Annotated in this window: 27 protein-coding genes, 2 pseudogenes and 1 other annotated feature; of the genes and pseudogenes, 24 read left to right on the forward strand and 5 right to left on the reverse strand. The window is 37.6% G+C overall.

The window, feature by feature from the left end:
• The first annotated feature begins 74 nt into the window (after positions 1 to 74).
• The 10 genes and pseudogenes from WS44_RS02125 to WS44_RS02165 all read left to right on the forward strand — a co-directional run bounded on the left by WS44_RS02125 (position 75) and on the right by WS44_RS02165 (position 8019).
• Positions 75 to 926, forward strand: a complete 852-nt coding sequence (locus WS44_RS02125; RefSeq protein ID WP_013438111.1) for a LysR family transcriptional regulator — start codon at positions 75 to 77, stop codon at positions 924 to 926.
• A 76-nt stretch (positions 927 to 1002) separates the two neighbouring features.
• Complete coding sequence (gene arcA, locus WS44_RS02130; protein ID WP_046432825.1) at positions 1003 to 2274, forward strand: arginine deiminase; 1272 nt, start codon at positions 1003 to 1005, stop codon at positions 2272 to 2274.
• Positions 2243 to 3283, forward strand: coding sequence for an ornithine carbamoyltransferase (gene argF, locus WS44_RS02135; protein ID WP_046432828.1), 1041 nt, complete (start codon positions 2243 to 2245; stop codon positions 3281 to 3283). Before arcA ends, argF begins: the two co-directional genes overlap by 32 nt.
• 1 nt (position 3284) lies before the next feature.
• Positions 3285 to 4220 (forward strand): carbamate kinase, encoded by a 936-nt coding sequence (gene arcC / locus WS44_RS02140; RefSeq protein ID WP_046432831.1) that lies wholly within the window; start codon positions 3285 to 3287, stop codon positions 4218 to 4220.
• Positions 4221 to 4230: 10 nt separating this feature from the next.
• Positions 4231 to 4740: pseudogene (gene citX / locus WS44_RS02145) on the forward strand (citrate lyase holo-[acyl-carrier protein] synthase).
• 114 nt (positions 4741 to 4854) lie between these two features.
• A complete protein-coding gene (locus WS44_RS02150) occupies positions 4855 to 6021 on the forward strand; it encodes a GNAT family N-acetyltransferase (protein ID WP_013642112.1) in 1167 nt (388 codons plus the stop codon).
• 17 nt (positions 6022 to 6038) lie between these two features.
• The gene (locus WS44_RS09805) at positions 6039 to 6200 is read left to right on the forward strand and encodes a hypothetical protein (RefSeq protein WP_013438106.1); all 162 of its coding nucleotides are present in this window, start codon (positions 6039 to 6041) and stop codon (positions 6198 to 6200) included.
• Between the two features lies 1 nt (position 6201).
• Positions 6202 to 6807, forward strand: coding sequence for a LysR family transcriptional regulator substrate-binding protein (locus WS44_RS02155; RefSeq protein ID WP_013642111.1), 606 nt, complete (start codon positions 6202 to 6204; stop codon positions 6805 to 6807).
• 69 nt (positions 6808 to 6876) lie between these two features.
• Positions 6877 to 7116 (forward strand): hypothetical protein, encoded by a 240-nt coding sequence (locus WS44_RS02160; protein WP_013642110.1) that lies wholly within the window; start codon positions 6877 to 6879, stop codon positions 7114 to 7116.
• Between the two features lie 249 nt (positions 7117 to 7365).
• Positions 7366 to 8019 (forward strand): antibiotic biosynthesis monooxygenase family protein, encoded by a 654-nt coding sequence (locus tag WS44_RS02165; RefSeq protein ID WP_013642109.1) that lies wholly within the window; start codon positions 7366 to 7368, stop codon positions 8017 to 8019.
• Positions 8020 to 8130: 111 nt separating this feature from the next.
• Here WS44_RS02165 and brnQ read toward each other — a convergent pair whose 3' ends face one another.
• Positions 8131 to 9492: a branched-chain amino acid transport system II carrier protein gene (gene brnQ, locus WS44_RS02170; RefSeq protein ID WP_013642108.1), complete on the reverse strand. Its 1362-nt coding sequence runs from the start codon at positions 9490 to 9492 to the stop codon at positions 8131 to 8133.
• A 57-nt stretch (positions 9493 to 9549) separates the two neighbouring features.
• Positions 9550 to 9793, reverse strand: a binding site (T-box leader).
• A 55-nt stretch (positions 9794 to 9848) separates the two neighbouring features.
• Positions 9849 to 11174, reverse strand: coding sequence for an FAD-dependent oxidoreductase (locus WS44_RS02175; protein WP_014565924.1), 1326 nt, complete (start codon positions 11172 to 11174; stop codon positions 9849 to 9851).
• Positions 11175 to 11611: 437 nt separating this feature from the next.
• Between WS44_RS02175 and WS44_RS09810 the strand changes: the two genes are divergently transcribed.
• From WS44_RS09810 to WS44_RS02195, 6 genes are all read left to right on the forward strand, one after another.
• Complete coding sequence (locus WS44_RS09810; protein ID WP_158304736.1) at positions 11612 to 11785, forward strand: hypothetical protein; 174 nt, start codon at positions 11612 to 11614, stop codon at positions 11783 to 11785.
• On the forward strand, positions 11733 to 11930 hold the full coding sequence (locus WS44_RS02180; RefSeq protein WP_046432833.1) for a hypothetical protein: 198 nt from the start codon (positions 11733 to 11735) through the stop codon (positions 11928 to 11930). The genes WS44_RS09810 and WS44_RS02180 overlap by 53 nt, the downstream gene beginning before the upstream one ends.
• A complete protein-coding gene (locus WS44_RS09815) occupies positions 11920 to 12045 on the forward strand; it encodes a hypothetical protein (protein ID WP_288145670.1) in 126 nt (41 codons plus the stop codon). The genes WS44_RS02180 and WS44_RS09815 overlap by 11 nt, the downstream gene beginning before the upstream one ends.
• Positions 12014 to 12406 (forward strand): hypothetical protein, encoded by a 393-nt coding sequence (locus WS44_RS02185; protein WP_288145671.1) that lies wholly within the window; start codon positions 12014 to 12016, stop codon positions 12404 to 12406. The genes WS44_RS09815 and WS44_RS02185 overlap by 32 nt, the downstream gene beginning before the upstream one ends.
• 209 nt (positions 12407 to 12615) lie before the next feature.
• Positions 12616 to 13389 carry a hypothetical protein gene (locus WS44_RS09820; RefSeq protein ID WP_288145672.1) on the forward strand — a complete coding sequence of 258 codons (774 nt, stop codon included), beginning with the start codon at positions 12616 to 12618 and terminating at the stop codon, positions 13387 to 13389.
• 82 nt (positions 13390 to 13471) lie between these two features.
• Entirely contained in the window at positions 13472 to 14269 is a 798-nt protein-coding gene (locus WS44_RS02195; protein WP_288145673.1) for an ABC transporter substrate-binding protein, read from the forward strand.
• 136 nt (positions 14270 to 14405) lie between these two features.
• Here WS44_RS02195 and WS44_RS09825 read toward each other — a convergent pair whose 3' ends face one another.
• Positions 14406 to 14531, reverse strand: coding sequence for a hypothetical protein (locus tag WS44_RS09825; protein WP_271899902.1), 126 nt, complete (start codon positions 14529 to 14531; stop codon positions 14406 to 14408).
• Between the two features lie 168 nt (positions 14532 to 14699).
• Here WS44_RS09825 and WS44_RS02200 point away from each other — a divergent pair, with 168 nt between their 5' ends.
• From WS44_RS02200 to WS44_RS02215, 4 genes are all read left to right on the forward strand, one after another.
• Positions 14700 to 16541 carry a heavy metal translocating P-type ATPase gene (locus WS44_RS02200; RefSeq protein ID WP_046432837.1) on the forward strand — a complete coding sequence of 614 codons (1842 nt, stop codon included), beginning with the start codon at positions 14700 to 14702 and terminating at the stop codon, positions 16539 to 16541.
• Between the two features lie 71 nt (positions 16542 to 16612).
• Complete coding sequence (locus WS44_RS02205; RefSeq protein WP_013438096.1) at positions 16613 to 16840, forward strand: heavy-metal-associated domain-containing protein; 228 nt, start codon at positions 16613 to 16615, stop codon at positions 16838 to 16840.
• 2 nt (positions 16841 to 16842) lie between these two features.
• Positions 16843 to 17394 carry a DNA-binding protein gene (locus WS44_RS02210; protein ID WP_046432839.1) on the forward strand — a complete coding sequence of 184 codons (552 nt, stop codon included), beginning with the start codon at positions 16843 to 16845 and terminating at the stop codon, positions 17392 to 17394.
• 16 nt (positions 17395 to 17410) lie between these two features.
• Positions 17411 to 18037 (forward strand): Crp/Fnr family transcriptional regulator, encoded by a 627-nt coding sequence (locus WS44_RS02215; RefSeq protein ID WP_013438094.1) that lies wholly within the window; start codon positions 17411 to 17413, stop codon positions 18035 to 18037.
• Between the two features lie 73 nt (positions 18038 to 18110).
• Here WS44_RS02215 and WS44_RS02220 read toward each other — a convergent pair.
• Together WS44_RS02220 and thrC are read right to left on the reverse strand one after the other, a co-directional pair.
• Positions 18111 to 18976 (reverse strand): annotated as a pseudogene (locus WS44_RS02220) (aspartate kinase); the annotation flags it as partial.
• Between the two features lie 10 nt (positions 18977 to 18986).
• Positions 18987 to 20486, reverse strand: a complete 1500-nt coding sequence (gene thrC, locus WS44_RS02225) for a threonine synthase (RefSeq protein WP_013642100.1) — start codon at positions 20484 to 20486, stop codon at positions 18987 to 18989.
• Positions 20487 to 20787: 301 nt separating this feature from the next.
• Here thrC and WS44_RS09830 point away from each other — a divergent pair, with 301 nt between their 5' ends.
• The 4 genes from WS44_RS09830 (at position 20788) to thrB (ending at position 22593) form a co-directional block, all read left to right on the forward strand.
• The gene (locus WS44_RS09830; RefSeq protein ID WP_270748983.1) at positions 20788 to 21060 is read left to right on the forward strand and encodes a hypothetical protein; all 273 of its coding nucleotides are present in this window, start codon (positions 20788 to 20790) and stop codon (positions 21058 to 21060) included.
• Between the two features lie 49 nt (positions 21061 to 21109).
• The gene (locus tag WS44_RS09835; RefSeq protein WP_271884857.1) at positions 21110 to 21382 is read left to right on the forward strand and encodes a hypothetical protein; all 273 of its coding nucleotides are present in this window, start codon (positions 21110 to 21112) and stop codon (positions 21380 to 21382) included.
• Positions 21383 to 21477: 95 nt separating this feature from the next.
• Positions 21478 to 21708 (forward strand): hypothetical protein, encoded by a 231-nt coding sequence (locus WS44_RS09840; protein WP_271884824.1) that lies wholly within the window; start codon positions 21478 to 21480, stop codon positions 21706 to 21708.
• Between the two features lie 21 nt (positions 21709 to 21729).
• Positions 21730 to 22593, forward strand: coding sequence for a homoserine kinase (thrB, locus tag WS44_RS02235; protein ID WP_013438092.1), 864 nt, complete (start codon positions 21730 to 21732; stop codon positions 22591 to 22593).
• Positions 22594 to 22771: the final 178 nt, after the last annotated feature.

The raw sequence follows: 22771 nt of genomic DNA on the forward strand, positions 1-22771 counted from the left end.
TTAAAATACTAAAATATAATATATGATATTAAAAAATTTAATATCTAGATTTACCAAAATAAAAAGGATAGATTATGAACTTAAAACAATTGCATTATTTTTTAGTGGTAGCCGAAGAAAAGCAAATTACTTCTGCGGCTAAGAGATTGTATATTGCACAACCACCATTGAGCTACCAATTAAAACAACTAGAAAAAGAATTAGGCGCACAACTTTTTAAAAGAACGTCACATGGGATCGAATTAACCGATGCCGGCCAGATTTTGCAAGGTTATGCGAGTGAAATATTATCGCTGGCCCACAATGCGGAAAATCAGGTGCAGAAGACAATTTCTGGTGAATTAGGGACAATTGCTATTGGTATGGCATCTTCATCGACTGGACTAATTCCAATGGACTCATTTAAAGAATTAACGCGTTTTTATCCCGAAATCAGTTTTGATATCTATGAGGCCAATACTTTTGGCATTTTGGATAAACTAGAAAAGAAGACGATCGATTTAGGGATCGTGCGTACGCCGTACAATCGTAATGGCCTGAATGCGCGCAATTTAACTAAAGAAAAGATGATGGCGGTAACTGTTGATCCGTATTTTCAAGGTAAAAAAGAACTGCGTATCAAGGATCTAGCGAATCAACCGCTGATTATTTATCGCCGCTTTGAAGATATCTTTAATCAAACATTTGCTCATCATGGAATCGCGCCTTTTTATGCTGTTAAATGTGACGATTCACGTACTGCGATTACATGGGCAAAAAGAAAAATGGGTTTAGCTCTGGTACCAGAATCAATTGCTACAATTTATGCCAAAGACAATATGATTCCTATTAAACATGCTAATTGGGTAACACATTTACAATTAATTTGGCGCAAAGATAGACAAGTTACTCCACTCATGAAAAAGATTATTGACTCATTAAGCTAATAGGATTGTAACTTAAACCTAAATGATCCATAATAAGTGTAAGCGAATACATTGATTATAGTGAGAGGGTGGTTAAATGACTAGTCCTATTCATGTTTATTCAGAAATTGGTAAGTTGAAAACAGTGATGCTTCATCGACCTGGCAAGGAACTCGAAAATCTTTCACCAGAAATCTTGAATCGGATGCTGATTGATGACATCCCTTACTTAAAGATTGCTCAAGAAGAGCACGATTATTTTGCTAAAACCTTGCAAGATCAAGGAATTCATGTGCTTTACTTGGAGGATTTGCTAGCAGAATCCTTAGTAGCAGCAAAAACGCGCACGGCCTTTATTGATCGTTTGCTAGAAGAATCGGGCATTAAGAAAAAAGATCCTTTGCACCAATTGCTGCTGGAATATTTGCTGGCAATGAAGCCAGAAACGATGGTGAAGCAAGTAATTGCCGGTATCAAAAAGAGTGAGATCAAAAACGTTGAACCATCACTGGCCGACCTAGCAGAAGATGCAGATTATCCATTTTACCTAGATCCAATGCCTAATGTTTACTTCACTCGTGATCAACAGGCGGCCATTGGCAATGGGATGACGATTAATAGGATGACCTTTAGGGCAAGAAGACGTGAATCTTTGTTTATGAAGACAATCTTGCAAAATCATCCTAATTTTAAAGATCAAGATATTCCGATTTGGCGTGATCGTAATGTTCATGGCCGAATCGAAGGCGGGGATGAATTAGTTTTAAATAAGCACGTCTTGGCAATTGGAATTTCGCAAAGAACTTCAGCGGTTGCAATCACCGACTTAGCTCATGCCTTATTTGGTCATTCAACTTTTGACACGATCTTAGCGATTAAAATTCCGCACAATCATGCCATGATGCACTTGGATACCGTATTTACGATGATCAATTATGATCAATTCACAGTGCATCCCTTCATCCTATCCAAATCTGGCAAAATTGATATCTACGTTTTGCAACCGGATAAGGATGGTGAAGTCAAAATTACGCCTAAGAATGACTTAGTCGAAGTATTGAAGGAATATTTGCACTTATCTGAAATCGATTTGATTCCAACAGGAGGTGCAGATCCAATCGCCGCTCCAAGAGAGCAGTGGAATGATGGCTCAAATACTTTGGCAATTGCTCCAGGTGAAGTTGTTACCTATGATCGTAATTATGTTTCTAATGATTTATTGAGAAAACATGGCATTTTAGTACATGAAGTTCGTTCAAGCGAGCTTTCTCGTGGCCGTGGTGGCCCAAGATGTATGTCATGTCCACTAGTTCGTGAAGATATAGAAGAGGCAAAAAATGAAATATTTACAAAACGTTTTTCAAGGTAGAAGCTTTTTAGATTGTAAGGATTATACTCCTGCAGAAATTGAATATTTAATTGATTTTGCACTTCACTTAAAGGAATTAAAGAAAGAGCATATTCCACACGAGTATTTAAAGGGTAAGAATATTGCGCTTTTGTTTGAAAAGTCTTCAACTAGAACTCGTTCCGCCTTTGTCGTTGCTTGCAACGATTTAGGAGCAAATCCTGAGTATATGGGTGCAGGTGAAATTCACTTAGGCAAAAAAGAGAGTATTAAGGATACTGCTAAAGTTCTAGGCAGCATGTTTGATGGGATTGAATATCGAGGCTTTGCCCAAAAAGATGTCGAAGATTTAGCTAAATACTCCGGTGTACCAGTTTGGAATGGTTTAACCGATAAGTGGCACCCAACGCAAATGCTAGCTGACTTTATGACAATTAAAGAAAAATTTGCTCACTTAAAGGGCATCACCTTAGCTTATGTTGGCGACGGTCGTGATAATGTCGCAGACAGTCTATTAGTTGCCGGCAGCATGCTAGGAGTTAATGTGCATATTGTTACACCTAAGCCATTATTTACCCACCAAGATGTTCAAGAAATTGCCGAAAAATTTGCGAAAGATTCAGGCTCACAAAACATGATCACTGATGACATTGAAAAAGGCGTTAAAGGCGCCAACGTAATTTATACCGATGTCTGGGTTTCAATGGGTGAAAACGACTGGAGCGAGAGAATCAAGCTCTTAAAGCCATACACTGTAAATATGAAGATGATGAAAGAAACTGGTACGCCTGATGATCAATTAATCTTTATGCACTGTTTGCCAGCATTCCATGATCGCTCAACTAAGGTCGGTGAAGAAATCTACGAAAAATATGGCTTAAGCGAGATGGAAGTTACCGATGAAGTCTTTAACTCCAAGTATGCTTGGCAATTTACTGAAGCTGAAAATAGATTGCACTCAATTAAAGCAGTAATGGCTGCAACTTTAGGTAATTTGTTTATTCCGACGGTTAACGAAAGAGGCAATTAAAATGAAAAAAATAGTTGTTGCTTTGGGCGGTAATGCAATTCAGGCTGAAGATAATAGTGCGGCAGCACAACAAGAAGCTGTTAGAAAAACTATGAAGACCGTTGCTAGCATGATCGAAAGCGGCAACCAGGTGGCGATTACTCACGGTAATGGCCCGCAAGTGGGTAATCTGCTTTTACAGCAGTATAAGGGAGCTAGTGAAAATAATCCAGCCATGCCGCTTGATACGATTAGCGCAATGACACAGGGTAGTATTGGTTACTGGATGCAAAAGGCTCTAGATGATCAATTTAAGTTTGATAATTATCCAAGCCAAGCAGTAGCTTTAGTTACCCAAACCATCGTTGAAAGCAACGATCCTGCGTTTGAACATCCAACTAAACCGATTGGCCCATTTTATACTTTCAATGAAATGCAAAAGCAACAGATTTATCATCCTGATTACACTTATAAGCAAGATGCTGGGCGCGGCTATCGTCAAGTAGTTCCATCACCTAAACCAGTTAAAATCATCAATGCGCCAATCATCAAGAATTTATTGCAAAATCATTTTGTCCCTATTGCAGCTGGTGGTGGTGGAATCCCGGTCGTTGTCGATCATGGTCGTTTGAAAGGTGTTGCCGGAGTTATTGATAAGGACTTCAGTGCCGCAAGAATGGCGGAAGATATCAGTGCTGATGAGCTGGTTATCTTAACAACTGTTGACAATGCTTACTTGAATTACCGCAAAGAAAATCAACAAGCAATCGGCAAAGTTACAGTTAACGAGTTGAAACAGTACCTGCAAGAAGGACAATTTGCGGCTGGCAGCATGAAGCCTAAGATTGAAGCTGCAATTGAATTTACGGAGAAGACAGGTAAACCGACAATTATTACTTCTTTAAAAAATGCTGCTAAATTAAACGATGGAGTAGGGACGATCGTTTATAATGAGTAGCGGTGATTAAATAAATATTATTAATGAAGGAAAAGAGCAGAATATCGCTCAGGCTCTGAATGCAAAAGACAAACGCGTTGCTCTGTAGCAAAAGATTTTTGCCAAGTATCCAGATCAGACGCTGGTTGACGTTAATTTGAATATTACAGGCCCAATAAAAAAACAATCGCTTCTTAGAGAAGCTGTTTAATTATGGTATTAAACAGCTTGAAGCAAGTTGGGATAAATTGGGTTTTGCTTATAAATTAGTGCTCTCTTTAGATGAAGATACAGGATATGAAAACTTTTATATCTTGGATTTGCCAATTAAAAAGGTTAAGCAAACGACGATTGCTTTTGAGGATCAAGCAGAGCTTGGTCGTTTGTTTGATGCAGATGTTTTGGTCAAAGATAAAAACGCCGCTATTTCTAGACGAGATCTGGGACCAAGTCCGCGCAAATGTTTTATCTGTGTCGGAGGCATTCTGTTGCAGAAATGCAAGAGTATATTTCTGAATTATATGCAAAGAATGTAAAATGAGGTGGGTAATCCATCTCATTTTTCGTTTTTTTAATAAAAATAACAGAAAATGATTTAAAATAAATGATGGACGAATTATAGATATATATATGTTTATTGTTTATAAGGAAAAATATGAAATTAGAGAAAAATCTAGATAATTTAAAGCAAATAGCCCCACTGGTTCAATATGCTTTTGGAAAGAACAATGATCTACTTCATGATGATAATTTTATGTCTCGTTATGATCATAGTGATGGTTATGGCTTTTTTAATGATAAAAAATTAACTAGTTACATTATGGTGAACAAGTTTAAGAGTGAGGTCTTTGGTCATCATGTGCCAATGGCTGGTATTGGGTATGTTGCCTCATATCCGGAATATCGCGGTCAAGGTCATATTTCGAAATTGATGAAGGAAATTTTAAAAGACCTGCATGACCAAGATATTCCGTTCACTAACCTGGCTCCTTTTTCTGAGAGCTTCTATCGTCACTATGGCTTTAGCAACAGTATTTATCAAAAAGAATATCGTTTTTCTGGTAGTGCCTTAAGAGCATTTAAATTGCCACGTACAGGTCACGTAATTCGCGGCAAATGGAACGACCTAATGGTTCAAAATGGAGTGATTCAACTCTATGAAAGACAACTTCATACAGATGATGAGCGAAATACGGTAATTCGTCAGGCCTGGTGGTGGAACAGAATGGACTCATACTACCACAATCGAAACATTGCCGTTTATATCGATGCGGATGGTCGTCCTATTAGCTATTTGATTTACCGTATTCATGGCAATGTTTTCTTAGCTGATGAACTTTATTCGATCACTGCCAAAGGCTTAATATGTTTGCTTGGCTTCATGGGTTCTCATGCTGGTGCGATTAAAGAATTTCGCATGATTTTACCAGAGCATTCATTAATTGGTGAACTTTTCCCAGAACAAAATCAATTGCACATTAGTCTGCATCCCTACATGATGAGCAGGATTATTGACTTTGCCATAATGGTTACTTATATGAAGCCCCTTCAAGAAGGCACCTTTAATGTTGAAGTGATTAGCGATGACCAATGTCCGTGGAATATTGGCGTATGGCAGATAACTAATCAAGCTGGTCAAGTTTCCTGTAAACAAATTGAAGACGGCTTGGTTGACTATTCTGGCCCAATTACTGCTTGGACACAAGTTTTTTTAGGTAGACTAAGCATGAGGGATGCTGTTAAACTAGGGTTAATTACAGATTATCGGATTAAAAAGCTCGACTTTAAAAAAGGCGACGTTTCTTTCTATGATTATTTCTAGTAAAGAAGGTAATTAAAATGAGTAGAGAAAAGAAAATCAACTTATTAAAGTTCTTAGGCATCATTGTTAGTGGAATTAATGTAGTGATCTCTTTGATGATCATGCTTAATAAGTATCAAATTAGAAGAGATCAAAAGAAACTAGCAGATGAGGGTCACGCACCTTTAGGTGAGGATTAGTATGAAGCAATTGAAGATTGCATATTTTAATCAATTAGGGCGCAGAGAATTAGATCAGGCAAAGACAAAATTCGAAGAAGAGTATCCTGATACTGAAGTTAAATTAATTAGTACAGGGTATGATGAGGCTTTTGAAAAGATGGCTGATGGCGAGGCCGATTTGGTTATTGCGGATAAGCGCGATGAAAAGGATGACCTTGAAAGAGAAGATCTTGCTCAAGTTGGTGTAATGGCTATCTTGCCTAAGGGCAGCTATCAAAGCGGCATTCAAATGGTTGATAAAGCAGATCTGTCGGACATGACTTGCTTTATCGTGGCTAAACCTGAAGAAGAAGTTGCTGAACTTCATTTGTTTAAGGATCTTTATCAGGTGAAAAGCCCATTTATTGCTTCAAACTCAGTTGAAGAAGCTGCCTTGCTTGTGGCTTCAGGATCTGGTTATTTTTTGATCAATGAAATTGCGGCCGATTTGCTCAAGAACGACTCATTGCAAAAGTTATTCTTAACAGATAATGGTGCGCCAATGCGTCAAACGATTGCAGCTTTCTATGCTGAAAAGAATCAAACTATTGCGAAGTTTAACGAAATTTTGAAAAAAGAATATTAATTTTGGCAAGTTGAGCCAGTAAAAGCTTCAACTTACGGCAATGGTGACGTAGTCACTGTACCTAAGAACATGCAAGGAACCTGGTATTCATATGATCGGGATGCACACGATGGTAAAAAGATTACTTTTGGTGCACACACCGTAAATGGCAAGATTAAGAATCAAAAGAAGTTTGACCAAGTTACGAAGAACTGGATGTCAGGCAAGACAACCACAATGAAGAATGATACTTTCTATGAAATTGATCCATGGGTCACCTTTGAAAAGTGGAGTCTTTACAGAGTAACGCCACAAACAATTAATGGTTAAAAGCAAAACATTTTGGTCTACACGAATAGATACGATGGCGGTAATTACTACAGAAGTAAGAAGCTTGCTAAGCAGATGAAGGATTACAAGTTTGGAAAAGTAAACTATACAATGTAAGAAGAGACGCATTCCGAAAGGGATGCGTTTTTTAGTATTCAGAATAAAAATTATGTTAAGTAATTTAGAATGTTAATTAATGGGAAATTATTTATAATAAAAGATAATAAATAAACTTAGTGAGGGTTAAAGATGAAACTACAAAAAGCACCTATTTTACACTTGTTCAAACTTGAAGTTGATCCTAAAAATCATGACAAATTAATTCAATCAATGTTGGATGCTCATTTAGATCAAAATGCATTGTTCATGCAAAGTGGTCACGAAGATGAAGCTGGACACAAGAATTATGCCGTTGAATGTTTCCAAGATGATACACAATATCAAAAACGTTTAAATTCAGAAGAATACCAAGCCTTTTTAAAAGCCAGTGATAAGCTGCTAACTGAAAAAGTTGATGTTGAATTACAACCAGAGTTTATTTCAACCAAGCCAGATAAATTGAATGTTTCTGGTGAAAATGACTATGTTGTTTACATGACTGAAATAGGCGTACAACTAGGCAAAGGCGATGAGTTTGCCAATGGCGTGTTAAAAGAAATGAAAGCTGCCGTTGAAAAAGAAGTAGGCATTATGGTAATGATTGCTGGAACTGTGATGAACCAGCCTAATGAGTGGCTTTCATTAGAAGTTTATCAAAATAAAGATGCTTATCAAAAACACCTTGAAACTAAGCACTTTAAGAGATATCTTGAGGCAACAAAGTTCTGTGTTGAAAGCAAAGGCCTTCATTTACTTAAGTCAGACTTTGTTTCAGATCAAGGACAAATTTTTTACCGTCCTTAAAATGATACTAGGAAAAAGTGTCTATGTCCTGTAAAATATAGACAGAGTCAAGTCTAATGCATACCAAAAAGAGTTACTTCATTTGGAAGTAACTCTTTTATTATGTTGATATTAATCCTCTACAGCAGAGTAATTAAATTGTTTAACAAAATGGATAATTAAACCGATAATTAATCCAGCTAGACTGAAGGTCAACCAGCTAAATCCTAGATGGAACATAGGCAAGTAGCGTTCAGCGTATGAAAGAATAGCTTGGATTAAAGGCGTTGAACGCAATACTTCTGGTAAAGTGTTGATCATATCGAATAAGGCAGGAATCAAGGTTAAGGCAGTAGTTATTTTGTAAACGACCGGATCATTTTTATATAAAGGTGAAAGAATACCCAAGATTACCAATGAGATAGCCAATGGATACAGAAGCATTAGGACTGGAGTAGACCAGCTAATGATCGTATCCAAGCCCATGTTGGCGATGATAAATGAAAGAAGGCAATTGATAGCTAAGAAGGTCTTGTATGAAATCTTAGGGAAACGCTTATGGAAGTCTTGGGCAAAGGCAACAACTAGACCCATTGCGGTAGTGATGCAAGTGATCGTGGTTAAAGCCGCAATTAATGCATCCCCAGCAGTACCCAAATAATGATGAGAAATTTGTGCTAAAGCTGTACCACCGTTTGAACTTAACTTGAAGTCGTGCAAACTTGTCGCACCAAGCCAGATCAAACAAACGTAGATGATGGCAATAGCGAAGATGCCAAACATGCCGCTTTTAACTGTAGTGATCGCCACATCTTTTTCTCTCTTAAAGCCAAGGCTGCAAATTGAAGTGATCACCGTAATACCGAAGGCAAGAGCTGCCAAGCAGTCCATCGTGTTGTAGCCTTCTAAAAAGCCGTTAGTAAATGCGTTATGAGCGTAGCTTGCAGTAAAAGCTGCGTCCTTAGCGGCACCCATCGGGTTTGAAAAGGCTAAAAAGAAGATGAGAAATAATAAAAGCAGGAACACTGGATTCAAAATTTTCCCAATTAAATCAGTAATCTTTGCTTCGGTAGCAGAAAGGAAAAATACGATACCAAAGAAAATAGCGGAGAAGATAAGTAAACCAACTTTTTGCATATTGCCTGGTAAAAGTGGGGCAATACCGATAGTATAAGGAACTGTTGCAGTTCTAGGCGTAGCAAACAAAGGCCCTAAGGTTGCATGGATTAAAACTAGAAAGATCAACGCATATTTTTTACCGATTGGCTTTGCTAGCTCAAAAATCCCGTGTGAGTGAGTAATACTGATCGCAATCAGTGCCATTAGTGGCAATAAACCACTGGAAATTAAGAAGCCACTACTCGCAGCCAGCCAGTTTTTACCAGCTAATTGACCCAAGTGAACAGGAAAGATTAAGTTTCCGGCTCCAAAGAGCATACCGAAAATTAAAGAAGCAATAATTATAGTTTTACGAAAAGAATTAGTTTTATTCATTTTCTCTATCCCTTCTGTATTACCACCACGAAAAAAGACGCCCCTCAAGCAAGTTGCTTAAAGGACGCCTTTTGCGTGTTACCACCTTTGTTTACATTGTTATCGCTAACAATGCCTTACGCGTACATGAAAAAATCAGATACGTTGGTGCAGTAACGGGCACTCCCGGCTAAAACTTCCCATTGGGTTGCCTTAGTCACTCATAGATTACTTTCAATTGTCTTAATTCATACCTGCTTTCACTATCTCAGGCTCGCTGACTAAACTGACGACAATCTACTCTTCTATTCATAGTGTGTAAAAAATCTTGTTGATAAGTAATATACAGGATAGTTTTCTTTTCGTCAACAAATTTTTTATTTAAACAGATCATTAAAGGCTTCACTCATAGTAGGGTGAGTGTAGATTTGATCACGAAGTACGCTAGCTGGGATTTTTGTTTTGATTGCCATAGAAATTTGATTAATCAGTTCATAGGATTCAATGCCGTATAATGTGGCACCAAGAATTTGATCGGTATCAGGATCGACTAGGGCTTTAAAAAGACCACGAGTATCTTTAGCTACGCGAGCCTTTGGAATAGCTTTGACAGGAAGCTTCTTAAGAAGATAGTTAATACCTTGAGCTTGGGCTTGTTTTTCATTTAAACCCACTTGGGAAAGGGCCGGAGTGATAAAGACGCTGTAAGGAATATTGATTCGGTCGCTGACGACGCGCTTGCCGCTGCCAAAAAGTTGATCTTTGATGATGCGGTAATCATCTAGAGAAATGTAAGTAAATTGTGGGCCGCCTTTGACATCGCCGATAGCCCAGACATTTGGCACGCTAGTTAGCAAGTGATCGTCAACTTTTATTGCACCTCTGTCGGTGAGTTGGATGTCGGTATTTTCCAAACCAAGATTTTCGGTATTCGGTTTTCTACCAGTTGCAGCCAAAATTCGGTCAGCCTTGATTGAAAGTTCTTGACCGTTCTTTTCGTAGAAAACGGTGTCGTCTTCAACGCGATTGATCTTTACGCCGAGTTCAAATTTGATGCCGGTATTTTCAAGATCTTGTTTGATCATTTGACTAATGTCATCGTCTTCACGTGATAAAAAATCGCTGTGAACGTCCAAGACTGTGACCTGGGTGCCGTAGTTTGCAAACATGTTGGCAAATTCAAGACCTATGTAACCACTACCGATAATAGTGAGTGTCTTAGGCATTTTAGTTTGATCCATTGCTTCAGTAGAATTGATTACCTTAGTGCTGTCAGCCAGACCTGGAATTGGAGCATAGTTAGGCAGGGCACCAGTGTTAATGAAAATGCGCTTGCCACGGTAATGGTCTTTAGTACCGTCTTGCTTAGTGACTTCTATTTCATGATTATTTAAAAATTTAGCAGTACCGTCTAAAACTGTGACTGTCTTTTCATCGGCAAGCATGTGATAATTGGCATTTCTTAGAAAAGCGGTCATATCATTTTTACCATTGATGGCATCAGTGAATTCTACACCATTAGCAGCTTCAATGATTAACCGTTTGGATGGCAAGCAGGCGATGTTAATGCAGGTACCACCATACATTTGATTCGATTTTTCGATTACTAAGACTTCCTCGCCCTTAGTGGCTAAGAACTTTGCTAGAGTTTTACCACCTTTGCCGAAGCCAATGATAATGTTTTTGATTTCTTTAGTTTCCATATTAATAGTCCTCTTACAAAAAGTAATGATGAATGTGCAATATTTATTTTAAAGAAAATATATAATTTGTCATCTTTTTTGCTTTATGAGTGTTGAGTTGTGAAAAAATAACGGAGTTATAGACAATTGGAGGATGTCATTATGAGGGATATAATGAATGAGAAAACATCAGTTAAGAATAAAAATTATCCGTTGGTTTAATTACAGTTTTCCTAGGATCGATTTTCTTCTTAAGTTCTGGACAACCAGCACACACAGCTGAAGTAAGCGCTAACTCTAATGCTAATGGAGAAGCAACTTCAAATAAAGATGCCAAGGCACATGTAACTGATTCTTTGATTGCATTAAATGGCCCTAAGGGCCCGGAAGGAGTCGAGAAGCTAGGATAACAAATTGATGGTGTTCATCAACAAACTGTTAAAGATGAATTACCAACTTTGAGCTTAAATGATTTAACTCCTGATCAATTGGGAAAGTTGCAATCAGCAGTAGGTAGTTTGGATCCTAATGAATCACTTGAGGATCAAGGAATTACCTTGACATGGAAAACTAAACCAGATGTTGATGCTGTGGGGGACAAGCCATGGTGTAGCAGAGCTTACTTACACTGATAATACTGGTGATACTCCGCAAAAAAGAAGCACTATCATCAAGATCGATGTCGATGTTCGTGAAGGACAAAAGAAGAACGCTGGTCAAGTTAGAAATCGCTTAACCTATATTGATGCAGATAGTAATCAGATTGTTGAATCTTGATTGGGTTGGTAATAAGAATACTGACAATGAAAAATTTAACGATATGCAATATGTGTTGGATCAGGCTGTTGAAGGATTAGGTTATGGAATGGTTGAAATGGTCACAAGCAAATGAAGAAGCTTCAAATAACAATTTAAACTATGATACTTCTACTTTCCTTGATACTGACGGCTATACTATGTTGAATGCTAATGATTCGGCTACATTGATTGCTAATGTTGGTACTTTACCAGATGGGATCGAGATTACGTGGAAGACGGCTCTTAAATTTGATAATGATGGTATTTTAACTAATACCCCTGTTATTTCAGTGAAGGAGCCAGATAAGGCAGAATTGGAAGTTACTTTAACTGATGAGGACAAAGCTCAATTGCACACACCAAGCTATGATTATACTTTGGAGTGGAAAAATGAGCCTCTCGTCGATAAGATAGATGAAAATGGTAATCATATCACCAAGTTCGTGTTCCTGTAAGTCTGGCTAAAGATGCTAGTCAGTTAAATCCAGCTCAATTCTTAGGTGATCAAGATAAATCAGTTGATGCAATTGCACAACAAGTTGCTGATGAGCAGAACCGAGGACCAACGATTCAAGCATTCAGAGAAGAAGCACCAAGTCCAGAATTAATTGCTAAGGTTAGAGAATGTATTCTTGATCCTGAACATGAACGCTGGAGTTGGACATTGGAACCTGATTTGAAGAAATCAGGTTATACAATTGGCTTTGCTAAATTCACACCACTTCCAACTGATGATCCTAATATTACTAATGCATTAAGTGCTTTAGTAAGTTCAATGGGTATAAGTATGAAGGTTGAGCCACAAATCGTTAATGCTAGTGAGAAAAATATAACTCGTACCATCATTGTTACTGATCCTAATGGTAATGAAACGAGAACTGATCAGGTAGTTCACTTTACTTCTACTGGTAAACGTACTCTATTGGGTGGTCAAGTTGAAGACATCCATTGGGATGCAGGTACCAACAACGGTCAATGGGATAAATTTGTGGTTCCAGCAATTGAAGGTTACACTGCAGTTAACTCACCAGTTGCAGCAGAAAAAGTAACGATAGATACTAAAGATACAGTGGTTCATATTACCTATAAGAAGAATGGCAATCCAACTAATCCAGGCGATGGTGGTCAAAAGACAACTCCAACAAGTCAACCTACCACACCTAATGAACCTACTACTCCTACTACACCACAAGTTAAACCAGAACCTACTCCAACTGAGAATACACCAGTAACGCCAAAACCAACTGTTAATGCTCCTGTTCCTCATGGGGAAAAGTCTGTAACTCCAAGCAAGCATAATAATACTGTCGCCCCTCACGGCCAAAATGGTCCAGTAAACAAAGTAGCTGCACCTCATGGTGAAATGGGCCTAGTTGTTAAACATGCTGTTTCTTATAAAGGTACTGTTGTGCCAGAGGCTCAAGTAGTTCCTAACTAAGAAGGATTCGAACACTGCTCATCAATTGTTCCAGCAGGGTAATTTAGATGACGCATAAATTACAGGAACTACGGCTCAAGGAATGCAGAACGATAAGAACTTAAAGCATTTGCATCGAGCAGGAGTTTATTATTTACAACTTAATATGCGAAAGAATCGCGTTTTATCTAATGCTAAAATGCGTCACGCACTAAATTTAGTATTAGATAAAAAGCAACTTGCACGTAAAGTTTTGGCAGATGGTTCTACGCCAGCCGATACTTTTGTAGCACCAACGCTAGCCAAGGATCAAAGTACCGGTGTCGACTTTGCTAAGGAAATGAAGCCAGAAGAGACGCACAACGTAGCTAAAGCACAAAAATTATGGAATGAAGGATTAAAAGAAGAGGGTAGAAAAAAGTCAGACTTAACTTATTACACGGATGATCAGACGATTAATAAAAATATTGCCCAATTCGTTCAATCACAGGTTGAAACTAAGTTAAAGAATGCTAAAGTCGAAATTCATGCGGTTCCTGCGAAAAACGTTCAGGATAATGTCATGCGTGGTAATTTTGATATGTATCTAAGCTTGTGGTTAGCTGACTATACAGATCCAATGAGTGATATGGATGTTTTACAATCAAATAATTATCAAAATCATGGTAGATATAATAGTGCCGATTATGATAGATATGTAAAAGCAGCTAAGAGTAAAAGTGCCGAAGAAACTGATCACTATTGGGAAAATATGTGTAACGCGCAGAATCAGTTGACCAAGGATACAGCCGTAGTGCCTCTTTACAATATGACTGAGAGTCATTTGGCAAGAAAGAATTTAAGAGGAGTATTATGGCACCCGGTTGGTGAAGTTGATTATACTAGATCCTATTTTGATTAAATGAAATAAACTCCAAGGTTCAAAAAATCTTGGAGTTATTTTGTTATGCATAATTATAATTATGTAAAGTGCTGATGAAAAGAAAAATACTTGATCATTTGATCAAGTATTACCAGAGGGGAAAGTTCGATTTTTGTTAATAGTTATTTGGACGATTGTTGTCTGTCTTTTTAACTTTAACTGGGGTGGGAGCTTTAATTAAAACGAAACTGATAGCCATGAGGCCTAAAACTATCATTGCGGATAGAAGTACTTTAAACATTGCCCTCATTCCTTTCTTTTGTTTGATTTTAATATACAGGACAAAAATTAAGAATTGTTAGGCAAAAGGTAATATATTGCTAAAGAATTCTAAGAAAAAGTTGACGTTGATCAAGTTGTGATTTTGTTTGCTCTTTTAAACTAATTAATGAAATGAGGAGGAACATCTATGGTTAAAATTCAACGCTTTTTTATCAAATATAAAAGACAGATCTTAATAACAATTACTATTTTGCTTATCTTAGCTGAAATCTTTCAGTGGGTATTCAAATTAACATTGTTATATCAAATTCTGATGGCAGTTGCCGGTGTAATTGGCGTAATTCCGATAATTTTAACTGCTATATCATCCTTGAAGGTCAAGTTAATTTCAATTGATGTCTTAGTTTCTTTAGCCGTGATTGGTGCTTTTACTATTGGTGAATTTAATGAGGCCGCAATCGTTACTTGGCTCTTTATGCTGGGCGAAGTTCTGGAAGATTTTACGCTTAAAAAGACAAGATCCGCAGTTTCTGATTTGGTTAGTATGGCTCCACAAACAGCATTAGTAGTGCAAGAGGATGGGTCTACCGAAGAAGAGGATGTTGATTTTATCGATTCTGGCGATCAAGTAGTCGTTAAAACTGGGGACCAAGTGCCAGTAGATGGGAAGATTATTAGTGGTAGTGGCAATTTGGATGAAGCTAGTATCAATGGTGAGTCTAGATTAGTAAATAAGGGTGTCGGGGATGCAGTTTATGCCGGTACTATGCTTGAAAATGGTAATTTAACGGTTGAAACTACGGCGGCTGGTGAGGACACTACTTTTGGCAAAATCATTGAAGTAGTTGAAGAAGCCGAGGATTCTAAGTCTCATACAGAAAAGCTGATTAATCGTTTTGCCAAGTATTATACGCCATTGATTTTAATCATAGCTCTTATTGTAGGTGTGATTACACGCAACTTTAAGTTAGCGATCACAATTATGGTTCTTGGTTGCCCCGGTGCATTAGTAATTGGCGTGCCTGTTTCTACAGTGGCTGGTATAGGCAATGGTGCCAAGAACGGCATTATTTTTAAGGGTTCACAAGTTATGGATGAGATGCGGAAAGTTGACGAAATTGCTTTTGATAAAACGGGCACATTAACTATTGGTCACCCAGAAGTAAGTGCTGTAAGAGTTTTAAATGGAGATAAAGCCAAGATTATTAAACTAGCTGCCACGATTGAAAAGAAGAGCAATCATCCGTTAGCTAATACGATTGCAAAGATGGATCCCTTTGTCATTGATGCAGTGGTTGAGACTGTTAAAGGTGAGGGAGTTATTGCTACATATGAACAAGAGAAGTATTTTGTAGGCAATTTACAACTGGTTGAAGAAAATACTAAAAAAAATGCTGAATTGGAAAAAATTGCAGATGATTTAAGCAGCCAGGGCGATTCGATTGTTGTCTTTTCAAATCGAGATCAAAGTTTGCTAGCTATATTCGGGATCAAGGATCAACTTCGTCCACAAGCCAAAAAAGCTTTGCTAAAACTGAAGAAACTTGGCATTAAGAAGCTAGTTATGCTGTCTGGTGACAAGCAACAAACAGCAGAAAAAATTGCAACTGAATTACCACTTGATGAAGTTCACGGAGAGCAGTTGCCTAGCGATAAAGCTACTTTTATTAAAGCTGAGCAACAAAAAGGAAACAAGGTCGCGTTTATTGGTGATGGCATCAATGATGGACCAGCCTTAGCTAGCGCCAATGTCGCAATTGCTGTTGGTAATGGTACAGATGTAGCTGTTGATGTTTCTGATATTGTTTTAGTCAAAAACGATTTAAAGCAAGTAGCTTACGCCTTTTCTTTATCCAAGAGAACGATTCTAAATATGAATGAGAATATTGCGCTTGCTTTGTTAACTGTTCTGATTTTGTTTATTGGGTTATTCGTGGGCTATATCGAGATGGCTAGTGGGATGCTAGTTCATGAATTGAGTATTTTAGTAGTCATTTTAAATGGTATGAGATTATTGAAAAATCGCTAATAACTTGATGATCATCAAGTTTTGAATCTGAATTAGGCTTTACCATAAACACGAGAAAGGAAGTTCAAGTTATGAAGAAAGTAATGATGAAGTTAGATGGCATGACTTGCCCATCTTGTTTAACTAAAATTGAAAAGGCTGTAGAGGAAACTCCTGGAACAGACAATATTAAGGTTTTATTTAACGCTGGAAAATTAAAGTTCGTGATGGATCCGACTAAAACTAATTCAGATGAAATTAAAAGCGCCATTGAAAAGATGGGTTACGAAGTTAAAGGTGTTAAGGAAAAGGATATTTAAAAATGAACGCAGAAGAAAAGTATCAAGCAGAGTTAAAACAGAGTGATATTGATCATCATACTCCGACTGCAGGCGCAATGATGGGCCATATTATTGCTAATTTGGCTATTCATTCATTAAAAATTAATCAAGCTAGTTTGTTTGCTAGGGGTGCAGCTAGTTTGTTTTTAAGCGAAAATGCTAAGAAATGGTTAGATTTTGAAAAAGAAGAATTCGAGCAGTTGAATCACTTGTTAGTTAATAACGGTGAAAGCATCCCTACAACTACTGACCAATTTAAGGAATTCACCATGTTAGAAGAAAATGGTGCAGATAAATACAATTATGGGGATGCACAACTCTTTGCCTTAGTTAAAGACTTTGATACACAAACTTTATTTATTACTAAGGCAATTGCTTTAGCTGAAAAAGAAGATTGGCCAGAGCTTGCTCAAAACTTAACCAATTTATTAGCTTGGATTAAGGAGCAAATTCGTCTTACGCAAAACTTCTTAGGCCATGATTTGCGTGAAGGACTATATAATGAAGAAGACGATGATGATGACGATTTTTAGTTAAAAGGTGAAGAAAATGGCAGATTTATGTGTACGTTTGGTTCCATTATTTAATACTTTAAATGAGGCAGATCAGTTAGAGATAGAAAAGCTGGTAAGAAAGAAGAACTATCAAAAAGGTGAACTAGTAATGGATCCGACCGGCAATAATCTAGTCATTGTCGCATATGGGAGTGCCAAGCTTTATAGCTTAGATAAAAATGGTCATGAAAATATTACGCAGATTCTTCATACAGGTGATTATGCTGGTGAAGACTGGCTACTTGGTAAAAATGATGGCTCTATTTATGTCGAAGCAACGGGAAATAGTAAGATTTGTCTATTGAACAGGCAAGACTTTTTAAATCTGTTAAAAAAGCAGCCTATGCTAAGCATTAAGTTGCTTGAGCAAAGTATGACTAAGATGCAAACAATGCAAAGGCAAATAGATCTGTTGTCTTTGCCTAAAATTGAAGATCGCTTATCTGAGTATTTACAAGAATATGCGGTAAAAGTTGGTAAAAAGACGTTTAATTTGCCGTTAAAGATGAAGGATCTAGCATTATATTTAGGAACTACGCCGGAAACTTTGTCACGTAAGTTTGCCTTGCTGGAGAAACAAGGCGTGTTAACGAGAAAACTACGCAAAATTATTTTGAATTAATAAAAAAGCAGAGCAAAGCTCTGCTTTTTACATTGATAAAATTATGTTAAGTTCTACTTGCCGATGAAGCTTTCTGGGATGCACCCTGGTTGATCATTTGAATAGAAATATCTTTCTTACCAAGAGGGTAGAAAATGCTGGCACATAGAGTCAACTTGTCCTTCATACCTTCACCAACAACCATCGTGATGGCATAGTCGTCAATCCATTGCATCTGATCAGGATTTAAACTGGTTTGAATTTCGTTACAAATGACATCGATCAATTGATCGCTTAAGGCATCTTTTTTAAAGATAACGGTCAAATCATCAATACCAGATGGCATGTGTTCGTAAGAAACATGGTGACGGTTGAAAATTTCTATTAATTTTAAGGTAAAAACAGCGCCTTTATTAAGCATGTCTTTTCTCAAATAAAGGGCCGCAAAGTTTTTACCACCAGCGATACCGGTAATCGTGTGCTTAGGTTTCAGGGTTAACTTCAGCATTATTCGGCGTACCAGTAACAATTAAGCTCACATCTTTTGGCTCAAGAAAGCGAGTTTTAATACCTTGATGCTGCAAAATTTTAGCTATTAAAATAGCGTTTAAACGCTCACCGTGAGCCTTAAAGGATCGGCATTAGGATAATCTAATTGTGGCAAGGTTAACAGCATACGCTTGATTTCAGCTAGCTCTGATTGTGGCAAATCAAAATACTGGGCAATTAGTTCGTAGCGCTGTAAATTTTATTAACGATATCCTGATAATTATTGCTTCTCAAACTAGTGTAAGCATAGGTGATTAGTAAATCAGTCACCTTAGTATCATCACTATTTCTTTTTCCAGGTGCGGATACTACAATAACTTTGCGTTCGGGATCATTTTTGACGATGTTTAGTGCTTTATCGACACTATTTCCGGCAGCTAGAGAGGAGCCGCAAAACTTAACAACTTTCATATCTATTCCTCTAAATGAATTGCTTTAAATCTAAAATTGAACTGATAGCTGCTTCCATATTGACTGGATCAATTACTTTTTCAACGTGTGGTTCGTGGTCAAACAAGGTGCGTACACCGATGGATAATTGACCACCCAATTCATCATGCAACTTCTTAATAGCAGCTACGCCAGTTTGAGGACAAACTCTACCTGTAATAGCCTCATAAACGGTTTCAGGGAACTTATAAGGACTAGCAGTAGACACAATCACCATTGGTGTTTGATCGTTTGTCTTGCTCTTATATTGCTGAGCAACGTATGAACCTACTGCAGTATGAGGATCAATTACGTAGCGATCATAATTGTAGACGCGGTGAATTTCTTCTTTTACTTCATCTTCAGTGGCAAAACCAGCCGCAAAAATAGTTTGTAATTTGTCTAAGACCTCTTTGTCGACTTGGTAATGACCTCTTTGCGTTAATTGATTCATTAGACTAGCAATTTTTTCATTATCTTTATCATATAAATCGAATAAAAGTCGTTCTAGATTGCTTGAAACTAAAATATCCATTGCTGGTGCGTTAGTTAAATGGAACTTACGACGCTTGTCGTATTCACCTTTGGCAAAAAAGTCAGTAAGAACGTTGTTTTCATTTGAAGCACAGATCAATTTGTTGATTGGCAAACCGAGTTTTTCTGCATAGTAACCAGCTAAAATGTCGCCGAAATTGCCTGTAGGTACGGTAAAGTTTACTTTGTCGCCCAAGTTGATTTCACGACGGCGAACCAATTGACCATAAGTGTAAAGGTAATAAGAAATTTGAGGAACAAGACGACCAATGTTCATTGAGTTAGCAGATGAGAATTGGAAACCGTTTTGGTTTAGTTTCTTTCTGAAGTTTTCATCGTTAAAAATCTTCTTTACTTCAGTTTGCGCATCGTCAAAGTTACCCTTGATCGCGATGGCTTCCAAATTGTCGCCGTGTTGACTGAGCATTTGTTTAAGTTGGACAGGGCTAACGCCGCCTTCAGGATAGAAGACGATGACGCGTGTACCTTTTTGGTTAGCAAAGCCGCGCATTGAAGCAGTTCCGGTGTCACCAGAAGTAGCAGTCAAGATAATGATGTCACGATCGATTTTCTCAATTTGTACTGCACGTGTCATTAGCTGTGGTAACATCTGCAAAGCAATATCTTTAAAAGCTAAAGTTGGACCGTGAAAGAGTTCCATGTAAAAATTATCGTTGTGTTTTTCAATTGGCACAATGCTGCGGTCGTCCCATTGTTCGCTATAAGCATTGATTACTGCAGATTTAATTTGATCCTTAGAAAAATCATCAAAAAATAAGCTAATGATCATTGCTGAAATTTGCTTATAAGATAACTTAGGTAAATCTTCTAGTTGAAAATTAGCTTTTGGAAAATCTACTGGTACATAAAGTCCACCATCTTGGGCCAACCCTTGGATGATTGCGGCTGGTGAAGTTAACGCATTGTCTTTTGCGCCTCGAGTACTACGATATTTCATAAAAATCTTCCTCTTCTTATTTAAGTGATGAATATATTTATTTAACATTGTAACTTGTTTTGCCCATGTGTTACAATCATAAAAATAAGAAATTCATTAAAAAAGAGGGATATAGGAAAATGGCAATCAAAATCGCATTACTTGGTTTAGGAACCGTTGGTTCCGGTGTTTTAAAAATAATCAAAAAAGATTAAACAAACAAGTGGAGAAGAAATTGTTATTAAAAAAGCCCTTGTTTGTAATCTTAAGAAGCACCAAAATATGGCTAAACCTTGTTTGTAATCTTAAGAAGCACCAAAATATGGCTAAAGAAGTCGAATTGACGACTAACTTTGATGATATTTTGCATGATGCAGAAATTAAAATTGTAGTTGAATTAATGGGCGGTTTGCATCCCGCTAAGGAATACATCTCTGATGCATTAAATGCAGGCAAGAATGTGGTTACTGCCAATAAGGACTTGATGGCTACTTTTGGTTCAGAATTTATTGCCTTGGCTGCTAAAAATAAGTGTGATTTGATGTACGATGCGAGTGTAGTAGGCGGTATTCCTATTTTGCGCCTCTTATGCTAGTGACAAGATTTCAGAAATTCAGGGAATCATCAACGGTACAACGAATTACATTTTGTCGCAAATGGGCGAAAAAGGCTTAAGCTACGATGAAGCATTGAAGAATGCCCCAAAATTAGGTTTTGTTGAGGCTGATCCAACTAACGATGTCACTGGAAAGGACGCTGCCTATAACATTGCAGGTAAGCTCTTTGTGAAAGTTGCGCCGTGTCTTTTGCCTAATAATGCGATTATGGCGCATATTAAAAATGAATTAATGCTCTGTAAATTAAGAGTCAAAGTCTTGGCACAGCGATTTTTACTGGACCAGGTGCAGGTAGTTTAGCCACTGCCAATTCCGTAATTAGTGATGTAATTGCGGAAACCAGCAACTTTGTCAAACAGACTAATGGCAAACCCTTCAGTAATTTCTCTAGAACGATGAAGTTGACCAGTTCAGAGGAGGTCAAGTATCCTTATTACTTATCTTTTGAAACTGAAGAAACTTTGCTTGATTTAAGTGAACTACTTTCGACATTAGAAATTCCAGTTAGAGAAATTAAACATGTTGATGAAAAGACAATTGTGGTAACTGAAGAAATAAGTCGCAGACAATTGCAAGACTTAGCAATTCAAGACAAATATTTGAGAGCCAGTTACAAGATCTTATAACGATTGTGAGGGGAGTTATAGATGATTATTAAGGTACCAGCTTCAACGGCAAATTTAGGGCCAGGATTTGATTCTATAGGGATGGCCGTTTCACTTTACTTAGAAGTAGAGGTCTTAAGTATTTCAGATCGTTTTCAAGTTGACCATGTAATGCCTAAGATTCCTCATGATAAAAATAATCTGATCGTGAAGACTGCGCTCACCGTTTATCCAGGATTAGAGCCACTTCATTTGCGCGTGAATAGCGATATTCCGCTTGCTCACGGCTTGGGTAGCAGTTCTAGTGCAATTGTCGCAGGAATCGAATTAGCTGATCATTTTGGCAAATTAGGCTTGTCTGATGAAGAGAAAGTCCAGATTGGTGCTCAAATTGAAGGCCATCCTGATAACATTGCTCCTACGATTTTAGGTGGTCTGGTGGTAGGAACCGAAGTAGACAATCATTTTGATGCGGTAAAAGCTCCACTTCCTCCATATAGCTTGGTAGCATATGTGCCTGATTATAATTTACCAACCAAGAAGGCGCGGGGCGTTTTACCAAAAGAATTGCTATTAAAAGAGGCCACTCATGGTTCCGCGATCGCAAATACGCTCGTAGCTAGTTTGTTTGCCCAGAACTATGAGATGGCCGGAGAATTGATGGAGAAAGACGTTTTCCATGAACCATATCGTGAAAAATTGGTACCAGAGCTTTTGAAGGTAAGAGAAGTAGCTCATCAAAAGCATGCTTTAACAACCTACCTTAGTGGTGCAGGTTCAACGATTATGACTTGGATTGAAGATAAGCACGTCAAAGGCTTTTTATCAGGACTTAACAAGCATGACTTAAAGGCTAATACGCTTGTTTTACACCCCGATGAACACGGCGTACAAATAATTGAATAAAAAGAAAAGTGACCTTGAATTTTTATTCAAGGTCACTTTTTGATTAAAGGATAATTTATTTATTGCTGCCACAAATTTTGGTTCTATGATAAATCCTGTTGATAGATTTCTATGATATTCTATCAATAGGATTTTTTGCATTAAAAAAGAGGCACAAGCCTCACTGCATAATGTCCTT

It is taken from the genome of Lactobacillus sp. N54.MGS-719 (assembly GCF_000980505.1).
Lineage (GTDB): Bacteria > Bacillota > Bacilli > Lactobacillales > Lactobacillaceae > Lactobacillus > Lactobacillus amylovorus.